The following is a 14,150-nucleotide window of genomic DNA, read 5'->3' on the forward strand; positions in this document are numbered from 1 at the left end:
ATCTATTCGCCCTATTACTTGATTTTTCGTGATTTGCGGTGTGAAAATGGACAATCCGCGTCGAGGTTGTAATATTTCAGGGTAGGGGTTGGGTCTCCCAACCCTCTTGGCACTTAGCTGTTATCCTAGTTGAATCCTTAATCAAGTTTGGCAATGAAACCCTTTAAACTTCATGCCCCCTTTCAACCCTTGGGAGACCAGCCCCAGGCGATCGCCCAACTTACCGATAATATTCAAAATGGGCAACCCTTCAGCACCCTATTGGGGGCAACGGGAACTGGAAAAACCTTTACCATCGCCTCGGTAATTGAAAAAATCGGACGTCCGACTCTGGTGTTAGCCCATAATAAAACCCTCGCCGCCCAATTATGTAACGAATTTCGGTCATTTTTTCCCGAGAATGCGGTGGAATATTTTATTAGTTATTACGATTATTATCAACCGGAAGCCTATCTTCCGGTGACAGATACTTATATTGAAAAAACCTCATCAATTAATGATGAAATTGATATGCTCCGCCATTCCGCCACCCGCTCTTTATTTGAACGACGAGATGTGATTGTGGTGGCTTCGATTAGCTGTATTTATGGGTTAGGAATGCCAGCCGAATATTTAAAAGCTGCTATTTCTTTACAGGTGGGAGAAGAAGTTGATCAACGGGAATTGTTACGCGAATTAGTCTCGGTACAATATACCCGCAATGATGTGGAATTAAGCCGGGGACGGTTTCGGGTGAAAGGTGATGTTTTAGAAATTGGCCCCGCCTATGAAGATCGAATAATTAGAGTAGAATTTTTTGGGGATGAAATTGAAGCGATTCGTTATACAGACCCTGTTACGGGGGAAGTTTTGCAAAGTTTAGACTGTTTAAATATTTATCCCGCCCGACATTTTGTTACCCCAGAAGATCGTTTAGAAATAGCCTGTGATGATATAGAACAGGAATTAAAACAACAGGTCAGTACCCTCGAAAGTCAAGGTAAACTATTAGAAGCACAACGGTTATCCCAACGCACCCGTTATGATTTGGAAATGTTGCGGGAGGTGGGATATTGTAATGGGGTGGAAAATTATTCCCGTCAGTTAGCCGGAAGACAGGCGGGAGAACCTCCAGAATGTTTAATTAATTATTTTCCCAATGATTGGTTATTAATTGTGGATGAATCCCATGTCAGTGTACCTCAAATTCGGGGAATGTATAATGGCGATCAAGCCAGAAAAAAAGTCTTAATTGATCATGGATTTCGTTTACCTAGTGCGGCGGATAATCGTCCGTTGAAATCGGAGGAATTTTGGCAAACAGTGAATCAATGTATTTTTGTTTCCGCGACGCCAGGAGATTGGGAAATTGAACAATCTCAAGGTCAAGTGGTGGAACAAATTATCCGTCCGACGGGAGTAATTGATCCAGAAGTTTTTGTCCGTCCCACTTCAGGACAGGTGGATGATTTATATGGGGAAATTCAAGAACGAGTTGCTAGGGATGAGCGGGTTTTGATTACGACCTTAACTAAACGGATGGCGGAAGATTTGACGGAATATTTGCAAGAAAGGGGAGTTAATGTTAGATATTTGCATTCTGAAATCCAGTCAATTCAACGGATAGAAATTATTCAAGGATTACAAAATCGGGAGTTTGATGTGTTAATTGGGGTGAATTTATTGCGGGAAGGGTTGGATTTACCCCAGGTATCTTTAGTGGCGATTTTAGATGCGGATAAGGAGGGGTTTTTGCGATCGCATCGCTCACTCATTCAAACTATCGGACGGGCGGCGCGCAATATCAGGGGACAGGCGATTTTATATGGGGATAATTTAACCCAAAGTATGATTAAAGCGATTGAGGAAACTAACCGACGACGGGAGATTCAACGGAAATACAATCAAAAACATGGAATTATTCCCCAACAAATTATTAAAAAATATAGTAATTCTATTTTGGAATTTTTGGATGTGTCCCGACGGTTAAATGCTCAAACTACTGCGAAACAGATAGAAACCTTTGAGGAATTTCCCTTAGAAAGTATTCCCGATTTAATTATCCAATTAGAAACTCAAATGAAGACGGCAGCTAAAAAGTTAGAATTTGAAGAAGCAGCTAAGTTGCGAGATCGAATTAAACAGTTACGCGATAAGTTGCTTGGACATTAGGGTTTTAAAAAACCACAAAGACACGAAGAAAGAGAAGGATAAACTCCGTTTTTGAGTCTACTACATAAAATGGGTTTTTTGTCAAGATGCCCATTTTCAGCTTGCGGTTTTTAGCCTAAAATTGGTGCATCATCTCTCCCTAATTCTGTCAGGAAATCAAGATATTTGACGATGGAATCATGGTTTTAGCCTCTGTTTTGGAGATTAGACACAGTAAACCCTTGAGAGGTATTTCCCTAACTATACCAGAACCCCCATGATTCCGTCAACTATTTGAGAGTTATTTTCAATAAAATTTCAAGATTTCCTGACAATCCTTTAAAAAACAAAACATTTTTGCAAAAAACATCAGTAAAACTTATCATAAACCCCGTTGTTGCGCTTCAGCGCAATCTTTTCTAATTCCCCTTCCCCCAAGCTATTCCCCCAGGTAATTGCATTAATGCTTGATTAACAATATTTGGTAATTCCTTTTTAGAAAAACGATAGGTTAAATCAATTAAACTATCACCCACTAAAATTACAGCCTCCCTATCGACCATTTCCGATAATTGGAAGGGGGTATAATCTCCCTGGAAAACCTCTACAGAAGCATCACTAATTGCTGATTCTAAAGCATCTTCCATCAAAGATTGCCATTCATTTTGCTTGATATAAGTAGATGTTCTATTGTCTTGCAAATTCAATCTTTTAATTTCTACTAAAGCTCCGCGAATAGATGCCGCCCAAGAATTTGTTAAGCGCTGTTCTAATTGATTTTTAACTAAATGAATCAACATTCTGACTAACTGTGATTCAATGGCATCAATTTTAGCCTGTCTACTCATGCCATCCAATTGTTCAATGAGGGTTAACGCATCCTGATATCGTCCTTCTAAAAGACTTGCTTTTAAATCTGCTAATTCCTGAATCATCAGCTTTTCCTCCCCTTAATTTGGTGTTGGTGTTGGTGTTGGTGTTGGATTAGGATTGGGATTGGGATTAGGATTATTTAATACTTCATTAGCCGAAATTCCTTCTCCTTGAAATCCAAAATACCAAAGGGTAGCGGCGGCTTGTGCGCGAGTAACAGGTTTTTTAGGTTGGAATAAAGTGGTATACCCAAAAACTCGACGAATATTAGAATTATCCGCATTATTATAGTCTTCTAAAATAGCAGGTAAAGCTCCCGGATCAATTTTAGAGGTATCTTTAAAACTCCATCTTTCTTTAACTGCATCAATATTGGCTTTCGGTAGGGAATGTCGAGTATCTAAGGGAACTTTCCAGGCAATTAAATCCTCCCGAGTTAAAGGGGAATCGGGACGAAATTTTGTCACCGTATTATCTCCTGATAACGGACTTGAAATTAAACCAGCTTCTGCTAATCCTTGAATTTCAGCAAAATTCGGATGGGTTTTTGGAACATCTGTAAAAATGGGTTGACTATTCCCCGCAGCCAAACGAATTTGTTTGGCTGGGTTCTCGGCATATAATTTATTATTCACTTCAACTAGCCAACGGGCATATTGACTGCGAGTAATCGTACCATTCGGGTTGGGTAAAATTCCGGCTTCTTGGGAATTGGGGGCTTTAAAAATACCCAATTTTGCGATATCAGAAACAAAGGAAGTTAACTCTTTAGAAACAGAATTATTTTCTGATGTTTCGGGATTAGGAGTGATCGTGGGTGTAGGTGTGGGAGAAGCGATCGCCGTAACAGGAATGGGTTGATAACGAATTTGAAAATAGGTTTTTCCGTCTGCTTTAGGATTAGATTGTTGAGCAATAGTAACTTTTAAATTATCTTTCTCCGCATTCAGATTATCGCTATTTTCATTATCTAAATTATCTATAATTTCCCATTTTTTTGCCACTAATTCTTTTTTATAGAAACTCTGAACAGCATTACTCGGATCAGGGGTTTCCCAGAGGGTAATTACAGCCGTTTTATCCGTTGTGGAAGGCATAACCTCTCGTAAAGTGGCATTAGGATAGGGCAGAATTTCTGAGGGAAAATCAGCCGGAAGTTCAACCGCAGGGATTACAGGTTCAGGGGTTTGAGTCGGTGTGATGATCGGTTCAGGCGGGGGGGAAGTTTCTAATTGAGGATCAGCTTTTAGAGAATTTCCGATCGCTTCCCCCGTGGGACTATTGGCACAGGAGGATAGGGTGGCGATTAAAGTAACAGTTAAACCAGTCAATAGAAGAATGTATTTCATTAATATAGGGATACGAATGGGTAATGGGTAATGGGGAATTACGAATTACGAATTACGAATTACGAATTAATACTCCTTAATTATAGCTCTTGATGTCTTTGTGTCTTGGTGTTTCCTTCAAAAATTATATCGGTTAAAACCTGAACCAATGTTTGTAACTGCATGGGGGTGTGAGTTGCCATTAAGGAAATCCTAATCCGACTGGTATTGACAGTTGGGGGACGAATAGCCGCGGCAAAAATACCCTGTTCTTTGAGTTGATTTCTGAGGGTTAATACCGTGGCTGCATCTTTAATCGGAACACAAAAAATTGGGGAAAGGGTCTGGGAAATTGGTAAATTAGATGGTTTTTTATGATCTCGAAATAGGGTTTCTACGGTTTTTACATTTTGCCATAATTGTTTCCGGCGTTGGGGTTCGGTTTGCACAATTTGAATCGCGGCTAAGGCGGCGGCGGTGTCCGCAGGACTCAATCCGGTGGTATAAATCCAACTAGAAGCGCGATTTCTTAAAAAGTCAATTAATTCCGCCGATCCTGCGACATAACCCCCTAAACTTCCCAGGGCTTTACTCAGAGTGCCCATCTGAATTAAAGGCTCTCCCGTACAGTTAAAATGATCGACACATCCGGCTCCATTTTTACCAAAAACCCCGGTTCCATGGGCTTCATCTACTAATACCATACAGGAAAATTCTTCGCCTAAATCGAGTAAATCAGGTAGGGGACATAAATCTCCATCCATGCTAAATACACTATCTGTAATAATTAAGGCTTTGCGATAGGGAAGACGATTTTCTTCTAATAGTTTTCTCAAATGTTCTGGGTGATTGTGTTGATATTCTAACACCGTTGCCCCACTCATTTTTGCCCCATTTTTTAGACTAGAATGGTTATATTCATCGGATAAAATCAAATCCCGTTGCCCAACTAAAGCCGCAATTGTGCCAATATTAGCTAAATAACCAGAACTAAAAACTAAGGCATCTTCGGTTTGTTTAAAAGCGGCGATCGCTAATTCCAAATCTCGATGGAGTTGGCGATGTCCAGTTAATAATCGAGAACCTGTCACCCCCGTACCAAATTGTTGGGTAGCTGCGATCGCGGCATCAATTAACCGTTGATCTCCAGTCAATCCCAAATAATCATTACTGGCAAAATTAATTAAGGATTTACCCTCTATAATAAGAGTAGATCCCGGTTGACTTTCGACAGTTTGAACCGAACGATACCAGTCCGCTTTATGAATGGTATGGAGTGCTTTTTCAATCCAAGCATAAGCATCATTGATCATGTTCAATATCATCAGGATAGGGTTGACTAATTTCGGCACTTTTGCCACGAACTGGGGGTAATTTATCCACTAAACCCAGATCAAAAGCAATATCAGGTAACTCTCCAGCAATATAATGTCCTGGTTCAAAAATGCGACTGGGAGTAAAACATATTTGTCTCAATTCGACCGTTTCTGTTTGTTCAAACATTCCTCTAAATAGTTTTCGTTCCAGACCCATGATTAAATCTTCCTTAATTTTAGCAAAATTAGATTAAACTTTTTCAATCATAACCGCAAAATCAATTAATGATCAAGATCCCTAGAATGTTCCAGAGGTTGATCAATATTTTTACCACAATGGGGACAAATTTTAGGATAAAGGGTTTTATTTGTCCGTTGATTCAGGGCAATCACTTCCGTAAAACCAGAGGCAATAATCCCCGCAGGTAAGGCAATAAGTCCAATTCCTAATAACGCTAAAATACCCCCTAATAATCTTCCCAGGGGAGTAATAGGATAAACATCTCCATAACCCACCGTTGTTAAGGTAATTACCGCCCACCACATGGACGCCGGAATATGAGGAAATCTATCCGGTTGTGCTTCATGTTCGGCAAAATAAATTAAATTTCCTGAAAATATCAACAAAAAAAATACCACATTTAATGTTAAGATTAATTCCTTTCTTCTCAGATCAATCACTTGAGTTAAAATTCGAGTTGCCTGGGAATAACGACCTAATTTCAAAATTTGTAAAAAGCGAGTCAATTGCAAGAATTTCATCTCTTGAAAATTGCCGGGATCAAAAGGAAAATAAAAGGGTACAAAAGCAATTAAATCAATAATTGCTAGGGGAGTTAACATATATTTTAGCCTTCCCCAAACAGGATGACGATATTTTTTAAGGATCGTACATGACCAGACCCTTAATATATATTCCAAGGTAAAAACCCCCAAGGAAAACTGATTAAATGCGTTTAAAATCGTTTGATAAATTTTAAACATTTCATCTATCGATTCAATGCAAACCACCAGGGTATTTAAAGTAATTAAAAAGATTAAAAAATATTTAAAAAATCGACCTAACGGGTGTTGGTGTTCCTTCGTCTCTAAAAGCAGAAACACACGATGCTTCAATTTTTCAACCATATTATCCCATTCGTGCCAAGATAGAGTATTAAGTTCAGTTAATATCATCTTATGGGTAAACAGCGAGTTCTATCTGGAGTACAACCGACCGGAAACCTGCATTTAGGCAACTATCTAGGGGCGATTCGCAACTGGGTAGACCATCAAGCGCAATACGATAACTTCTTCTGTGTCGTCGATTTACACGCCATTACCGTCCCCCATAATCCTGCAACCTTAGCAACCGATACCTACACTATTGCCGCTCTTTATTTAGCCTGTGGCATCGATTTAGACCATTCTACAATTTTTGTTCAGTCCCATATTTCCGCCCATACTGAACTCACCTGGCTACTGAATTGTATTACCCCGATGAATTGGTTAGAAGATATGATTCAGTTTAAGGAAAAAGCAATTAAACAGGGGGAAAATGTCAGTGTGGGATTACTCGATTATCCCGTATTAATGGCGGCAGATATTCTACTCTATGATGCGGATAAAGTTCCCGTGGGAGAAGACCAAAAACAACATCTGGAATTAACCCGGGATTTAGCCGTACGATTTAATCATTTATTCGGGAAAGGAAAAACCCTATTAAAATTACCTGATCCCTTAATTCGTCCTGAAGGGGCTAGGGTGATGAGTCTCACCGATGGGACTCGCAAAATGTCAAAATCCGATCCCTCCGAATTAAGTCGGATTAATTTATTAGATGATCCTGATACCATTACTAAAAAAATTAAACGCTGTAAAACCGATGCAGTTCGTGGTTTAACCTTTGATGATCCAGACCGTCCCGAATGTCATAATCTATTAATGCTGTATGGAATTTTAGCGGGTAAAACTAAAGCCGAAGTTGCAGCAGAAGCTCAGGATATGGGATGGGGTCAATTTAAACCTTTATTCACAGAAACTCTGATTGAAAATCTTAAACCCATCCAGGCAAAATATAAAGCGGTAATGGATGATCGGGGCTATTTAGAATCGGTGTTAAAAACTGGTCGAGAAAAAGCCGAAGCGGTGGCTAACCAAACCCTAACTCGCATTAAGGAAGCCATGGGATATTCCCGACCTTTATAAGTTCAATTCCGATGAATTAAAATTGATCATCCCTATTTGATGATCTGATTCAGGAACTTTCAACCAGGCTACAAACTCTCAACATTAACCTTTAAAAAATAACCTCAGACCCTAAGAATGAATCGTTTTCGTACTGCTTGTCAAACTTTAGATGAATTTATTGTAACGGCGGAAGTCGCCCCCCCCAAAGGCGCAGACCCCAGCCACATGATTGAAATGGTCAGACTCCTCAAAGGTCGAGTTCATGCAGTTAATATTACCGATGGGAGTCGGGCTGTTTTAGGTATGAGTTCCCTGGCCGCTTCAATTATTTTATTGCATCATGGGGTAGAACCGATTTATCAATTGGCTTGTCGCGATCGCAATCGCATTGGTTTACAAGCGGATTTATTAGGTGCCCAAGCCCTCGGGATTAGAAATATTTTAGCCTTAACCGGTGATCCGGTCAAAGCCGGAGATCATCCCGATGCTAAGGCGGTTTTTGACTTAGAATCTGTGCGATTATTACAAGCGATTGATAAACTCAATCAAGGTAAAGATTGGAATAATAAAATCTTACCCGATGGGGCGACGGATTTATTTCCGGGGGCGGCTGTTGATCCCCAATCTTCCAGTTGGTCAGGGTTAAAAAGCCGATTTGAACGGAAAATAGAAGCGGGGGCGCAATTTTTTCAAAGTCAATTAATTACGGATTTTGATCGGTTAGATCAATTTATGACTGAAATTGCTGATAGTAGTAAAAAGCCGATTTTAGCCGGAATTTTTCTATTAAAATCCGCGAAAAATGCTCGATTTATTAATAAATATGTTCCGGGCGTTTGTATTCCCGATACAATTATTGATCGTTTAGAACAGTCTAAACACCCCCTAGAAGAAGGAATTTTAATTGCATCCGAACAGATTAAAATTGCCCGTGAACTCTGTCATGGAGTCCATATTATGGCAGTTAAACGGGAAGATTTAATTCCTAAAATTTTGGATTTAGCAGGAATTAAACCTTTGTTTTAATATCTAAAATTCCTGTAGGCTACGTCAGTGAACCCCAAGAAACCGGGTTTCTACAATAATCTTTTTATCCTCACCCAGATTTAAGGAAGAAACCCGATTTCTGAACTCCCTGTTGAGGTATAATTGAACAAGTTAGGTATAATTGTTGTTAGTAATACTTCTAACCTAAGTGGGTTAGCGATCGCTAATTCGCTTGTATAATTTGGTAATTATGCAGGTTAGACCGGGAGCATTGCGAGTTGAGTATCGGGGGAAACGGGTTCAAAATGCAAGACAATGATTTGCTCTGGACGCAACCCAATTGATTCATAAGTGCGACCCGTGCGATGGTCACTAAATTCGACTTCAAACGCAGCCCCATTTGCCAAAATTTCTACCACTGTTCCGACTTGTCCTTGGCACAAATTATATTCGGGAAGGTCAACGGTGAGAGCCACCACATCTAACAACTTGATGGTTTTGGATTTCATAAATATTGCCTCTATTGATTACAGGGGGTAACAGGTGGTTAACTTGGGAATATCCGAACCCTGCTCGATAATCCAACCACTCCTAAGCCTTGTACTTTTATTTTGCCATTGGACGGTAAAATCGAGGGTGTAACGTTGACCAAACTCATCTAGTCTACCGAGTTGCGCTGCTTGAGTTTTAACAACTTCCAGCAGAATTTGGCGCAATTCTTCCGCATCATCAGCAGTCATCCCCAGAATAGACGAAAACAGCCGGGCTTTGTGCTTACCGTCGTCGTGTTCTAAATTGAGGCAGTAGTCCCGTAGTTTACGAATATCAACCACTGCATTCTCAGCATGGGGAATCAGCATAGAGAAGTATCTAAACAAGTAACCCCAGTTTATCTCGAAATTGAGTCGCAGGGTTTGGTGCAACAATCTTTTTATCCTAACCCAGATTTAAGGAAGAAACCCGGTTTCTGATTCTCCTGTTGAGCTAGAATTGAATCAGACTAACATCAGGGAGTTAGGGTTATGACTAATAGTTCCCAGGACACGCCGACTAAACGGCCTAATCATTTTTAAAATAATCTCTATTCCCCACCCCTAACCATGAACGAACAACGCCTAAACGCCTATTTAACTTTAATTAACAATCTTCTCGCCTGTCCCAGTGGCGAAGAACCGCAAATTTTACAGGACAATCAAGAATTACTGGATCAAGATTTCCTACAGGTTTTATTAGCAATATCCCAACAATTGCAGGAAGACGGAAGACAACAAGATGCGAAATTTTTAATCAATTTAGCAGAACAATTATCGACTTTGCTAGGTAAAATGAATTCCCCTGAAGATTATTATAACTTCTTAATGGAAGTTTTGCAAGCAATTTCAGATAGTGATGGAAATCCTCAAATTGTTTATCCCCTACTTGCCAAAAATCTCGATAAACTTGATGAAAATTTAGCCGATATTTTAACGAATTTGGCAACTGCTAAATTTAAAGAATTTCCCATAGAAAAAGCTACCTATATTGCCGCAGATATTGTCAATTGTGGTAATTTAATCCAACAGTTTCCCCTGGGAAGTCGAAAGAACAATTTAGAGATTACTATCGCAGCCTATCAAGCTGCATTAGAAATTTTAACCCGTGAAGCATTTCCTCAACAATGGGCAGACACTCAAAATAATCTGGCTTCTGCCTATCTTAATCGAATCAAAGGGGAAAAAGCCGAGAATATTGAAAAAGCGATCGCTTACTATCAAGCGGCTTTAGAAGTGAGAACCCTTACCGCTTATCCTGAACAATGGGCAGGTACGCAAAATAACTTGGCAAATGCCTACTATAAACGCATACGGGGAGAGCGTGCCGAGAATATTGAAAAGGCGATCGCATTCTATCAAGCTGCTTTAGAAATTAGAACCCGTGCAGCATTTCCTGAACAATGGGCAATGACTCAAAATAATCTAGCTGCTGCCTATTGGAGTAGAATCAAAGGGGAAAAAGCCAAGAATATAGAACAGGCGATCGCATTCTTTCAAGCTGCATTAGAAATTTATACCTGTGAAGCATTTCCTGAACAATGGGCAATGACTCAAAATAATCTGGCTACTGCCTATAAGGATAGAATCAAAGGGGAAAAAGCTGATAATATAGAACAGGCGATCACAGGCTATCAAGCTGCATTAGAAATTGGAACCAGTGCAGCATTTCCTGAACAATGGGCAATGACTCAAATGAATCTTGCTACTGCCTATAGGCATAGAATCAAAGGGGAAAAAGCTGATAATATAGAACAGGCGATCGCAGCCTGTCAAAACGCATTAGAAATTTATACCCGTGCAGCATTTCCTGAAAATTGGGCAATGACTCAAAATAATCTGGCTGCTGCCTATTGGAGTAGAATCAAAGGGGAAAAAGCCGAGAATATTGAACAGGCGATCACCTTCTATCAAGCTGCTTTAGAAATTAGAACCCGTGCAGCATTTCCTGAAAATTGGGCAATGACTCAAAATAATCTGGCTGCTGCCTATTGGAGTAGAATCAAAGGGGAAAAAGCCGAGAATATTGAACAGGCGATCACCTTCTATCAAGCTGCTTTAGAAATTTATACCCGTGCAGCATTTCCTGAAAATTGGGCAAGGACTCAAAATAATCTGGCTGCTGCCTATTATGGTAGAATAAAAGGGGAAAAAGCCGAGAATATTGAACAGGCGATCACCTTCTTTCAAGCTGCATTAGAAATTTATACCCGTGCAGCATTTCCTGAAAATTGGGCAGAGACTCAAAATAATCTGGCTGCTGCCTATTATGATAGAATCAAAGGGGAAAAAGCCGAGAATATTGAACGGGCGATCGCAGCCTTTCAAGCGGCTTTAGAAATTAGAACCCGTGCAGCATTTCCTTACAATTATTTAGAAACATCATTTAATTTAGGACGGGCTTATAAAAATATTCAACAATGGCAGTTAGCTTACGAAACCTTTGATAATGCCATTGAAACCCTCGAAGAAATACGGGCAGGAATTGTTAAAGGGGGAGATGCAGATAAACAGAAATTAGCGGAAGAATGGCAAAAACTTTATCAACGAATGGTGGAAGTTTGCATCGAACTGAAAAACTATACCGCCGCCATAGAATATGTTGAACGCAGCAAAACCCGTAACCTCGTTGAACTGTTGGCAACCCGTGACCTTTACCCCAAAGGCGATATCCCCCAAACCGTCCTCGATGAACTCGACCGTCTGCGTCGAAACATCGAAACCGAACAACGCCGCCTGGAAATCGAAGAACGCACCCGCAACCGCTTTGGGGACGGGACAACCGGAGAACGTAGCCCCAATATCGCCGCCCTGCAAACCTCACCCCCAGATCGTAGCCGTCTCAACGAACTGCGGCAACAACTCGACGACCTCATTACCCGTGATATTACCCCCATTGACGGTGATTTCCGCCTCACCCAAAAGGTTCAACCCATCCCCTTTAGCGATATTCAAGCGTTGACGGGGGACAATACCGCGATTTTGGAATGGTATATTTTAAGCGATCAGTTTGTGGTATTTATTGTTACTCCACCCCCCCTAACCCCTGCTTATCAAAGGGGGGAATCGGAAAACTCAGAACCCCCTTTTTTAAGGGGGGCAGGGGGGATCAAACTCTGGCAGTCCACCCCCGAAGACTATAACGCCCTGACAGCATGGGCTGACGACTACCTCACCGCCTACCGAACTGATAAAAAACAATGGCAAAACACCCTAAACTCCCGTCTGCAACGTCTGGGAGAAATCCTACATTTTGACCAAATCCTCAATATTATCGGGGAAAAATGCGATAGTCTGGTACTTATTCCTAACCGTTTCCTGCATTTATTCCCCCTGCACGCTTTACCGATATCTCCAGATCGTTTAGGAGAGTTAACTTCCTCGTCAGGGGTAGGGGCGAGGCGCGCCTCGCCCGTACAGGAGTCTGTCATTTTAATGGATCTGTTTTCCGGTGGGGTGAGTTATGCTCCCAGTTGTCAACTATTACAAACCGCAAAAAACCGCCAGCGTCCCGATTTTTCTCAACTATTTGCGATTCAAAATCCGACAAAAGATTTAGACTATACGGACTTAGAAGTTAACAGTATTCGCACTTATTTTAATCCGAGTCATATTCTAGTCCATGAAAACGCGAAAAAAACCACCTTTAATGAACAACAAACCACCCTAAAAACGGCTAACTGTCACCATTTTTCCTGTCACGGTTATTTTAATTTTGAGAATCCTATTTTGTCTGCATTACTATTCGCAGACTGTTACCTAGAGCCCGCACCTTCGCCCCTTGATCCGAGTCGCCATCTTCGCCTGGAAAAAGGTCAAACTCTCGATCTGAGTGAATGTTTAACCTTGGGGGATGTGTTTACATTGGATTTGCGTAGCTGTCGTTTAGTCACCCTTTCCGCCTGTGAAACGGGGTTAATTGATGTTCAATCTAATAGTGATGAATATATTGGTTTACCCAGTGGGTTTCTAGTTGCGGGTTCGACTAATGTTGTCAGTTCTCTGTGGGCGGTGAGTGATATTTCTACGGCTATTTTAATGATTAAATTTTATCAATTATTGCAGGAGGGTGAAGAAGTTGCGATCGCGTTAAATCATGCTCAAAATTGGTTAAGAAATGCGACCAAAGCCGAATTATTAGCTTGGATCGATCCGGGGAATAAAATGCAGTTACGTCAGTCTTTACAGAACATGAATAATAATGAAAAACCCTTTGCTTCTCCCTATTATTGGGCTGCATTTTGTGCGATCGGGAAATAAGTATTAAAATTTGATCAGCCTTGAAATAAATTTCAGGCTTATAGCTCAAACCCGTTAAAACGGGTTAAATTTCAACGGTTTAGCATTTCAGTCATCTTTAGATGACTTTAGCTTTAAGCCCGAAATTTATTTCAGGGCTTTTCGGTTTCTTGGAGCAGGTTTACAAAATTAACCCTAAATTTGATATAATTAATTCTATATTGCGTTAGAGTATTAGCCCATGTCTTTCTACCAGCAAAACCTCCAAGCCTTTATGCAACTGTTACAGGAACAGCCTCAATTATTTACTGAGTCAAAACGTCAAGAATTAATCGCGTTAATTGAACCCTTACCTGATGATCTTGAAACCTTATCCGTTGCGATCGCAACCTGGTATGAAAACCATGATGAAATTGTAGATGCTCAATTAGAAATCTTGAATAATTCTATATCAGAAGTTGATCGTATACCCGGAACTAACTTTATTAATATTCCTAAACCAAATCAACAAATTAACAAAGAAACATTAAAAAACGCAATTCAACAATCCGTTAAAAAACCTCCTGCTCAATCCTAAT

The 14,150-nt window shown here is 40.4% G+C and carries 12 protein-coding genes; 5 read left to right on the forward strand and 7 right to left on the reverse strand.

Translation table 11 applies throughout. The annotated features are described in order from the left end of the window. Positions 1 to 153 precede the first annotated feature (153 nt). The gene (gene uvrB, locus AC2D3N_RS21550) at positions 154 to 2,151 is read left to right on the forward strand and encodes an excinuclease ABC subunit UvrB (RefSeq protein WP_484692096.1); all 1,998 of its coding nucleotides are present in this window, start codon (positions 154 to 156) and stop codon (positions 2,149 to 2,151) included. Between the two features lie 398 nt (positions 2,152 to 2,549). On the opposite strand, the gene AC2D3N_RS21555 is transcribed toward uvrB, so the two are convergent. The 5 genes from AC2D3N_RS21555 to AC2D3N_RS21575 all read right to left on the reverse strand — a co-directional run bounded on the left by AC2D3N_RS21555 (position 2,550) and on the right by AC2D3N_RS21575 (position 6,775). Continuing rightward, on the reverse strand, positions 2,550 to 3,065 hold the full coding sequence (locus AC2D3N_RS21555) for a DUF29 family protein (protein WP_079678169.1): 516 nt from the start codon (positions 3,063 to 3,065) through the stop codon (positions 2,550 to 2,552). A gap of 15 nt (positions 3,066 to 3,080) precedes the next feature. Then, positions 3,081 to 4,352, reverse strand: a complete 1,272-nt coding sequence (locus AC2D3N_RS21560) for an S-layer homology domain-containing protein (RefSeq protein WP_484692097.1) — start codon at positions 4,350 to 4,352, stop codon at positions 3,081 to 3,083. 80 nt (positions 4,353 to 4,432) lie between these two features. Continuing rightward, positions 4,433 to 5,644 carry an 8-amino-7-oxononanoate synthase gene (gene bioF / locus AC2D3N_RS21565; protein WP_484692098.1) on the reverse strand — a complete coding sequence of 404 codons (1,212 nt, stop codon included), beginning with the start codon at positions 5,642 to 5,644 and terminating at the stop codon, positions 4,433 to 4,435. After that, positions 5,634 to 5,864, reverse strand: a complete 231-nt coding sequence (locus AC2D3N_RS21570; protein WP_079678166.1) for a hypothetical protein — start codon at positions 5,862 to 5,864, stop codon at positions 5,634 to 5,636. Before AC2D3N_RS21570 ends, bioF begins: the two co-directional genes overlap by 11 nt. 65 nt (positions 5,865 to 5,929) lie before the next feature. Beyond that, positions 5,930 to 6,775 (reverse strand): ion transporter, encoded by an 846-nt coding sequence (locus tag AC2D3N_RS21575; RefSeq protein WP_484692099.1) that lies wholly within the window; start codon positions 6,773 to 6,775, stop codon positions 5,930 to 5,932. Positions 6,776 to 6,826: 51 nt separating this feature from the next. Between AC2D3N_RS21575 and trpS the strand changes: the two genes are divergently transcribed. Both trpS and AC2D3N_RS21585 read left to right on the forward strand, forming a co-directional pair. Further along, positions 6,827 to 7,834: a tryptophan--tRNA ligase gene (gene trpS, locus AC2D3N_RS21580; protein ID WP_484692100.1), complete on the forward strand. Its 1,008-nt coding sequence runs from the start codon at positions 6,827 to 6,829 to the stop codon at positions 7,832 to 7,834. A 117-nt stretch (positions 7,835 to 7,951) separates the two neighbouring features. Further along, entirely contained in the window at positions 7,952 to 8,842 is an 891-nt protein-coding gene (locus tag AC2D3N_RS21585) for a methylenetetrahydrofolate reductase (protein ID WP_484692101.1), read from the forward strand. Positions 8,843 to 9,060: 218 nt separating this feature from the next. Here AC2D3N_RS21585 and AC2D3N_RS21590 read toward each other — a convergent pair whose 3' ends face one another. Together AC2D3N_RS21590 and AC2D3N_RS21595 are read right to left on the reverse strand one after the other, a co-directional pair. Then, entirely contained in the window at positions 9,061 to 9,312 is a 252-nt protein-coding gene (locus tag AC2D3N_RS21590) for a DUF4926 domain-containing protein (RefSeq protein WP_484692102.1), read from the reverse strand. Between the two features lie 18 nt (positions 9,313 to 9,330). Further along, positions 9,331 to 9,663: a DUF6883 domain-containing protein gene (locus tag AC2D3N_RS21595; RefSeq protein ID WP_484692103.1), complete on the reverse strand. Its 333-nt coding sequence runs from the start codon at positions 9,661 to 9,663 to the stop codon at positions 9,331 to 9,333. A gap of 240 nt (positions 9,664 to 9,903) precedes the next feature. On the opposite strand from AC2D3N_RS21595, the gene AC2D3N_RS21600 reads away from it, so the two are divergent. Both AC2D3N_RS21600 and AC2D3N_RS21605 read left to right on the forward strand, forming a co-directional pair. Further along, positions 9,904 to 13,593: a CHAT domain-containing protein gene (locus AC2D3N_RS21600; RefSeq protein WP_484692104.1), complete on the forward strand. Its 3,690-nt coding sequence runs from the start codon at positions 9,904 to 9,906 to the stop codon at positions 13,591 to 13,593. Positions 13,594 to 13,813: 220 nt separating this feature from the next. Then, positions 13,814 to 14,149, forward strand: a complete 336-nt coding sequence (locus AC2D3N_RS21605) for a hypothetical protein (RefSeq protein WP_484692105.1) — start codon at positions 13,814 to 13,816, stop codon at positions 14,147 to 14,149. Position 14,150 lies beyond the last annotated feature (1 nt).

The sequence above is a fragment of the Planktothrix sp. PLAVEN19ND genome (genome assembly GCF_057220675.1).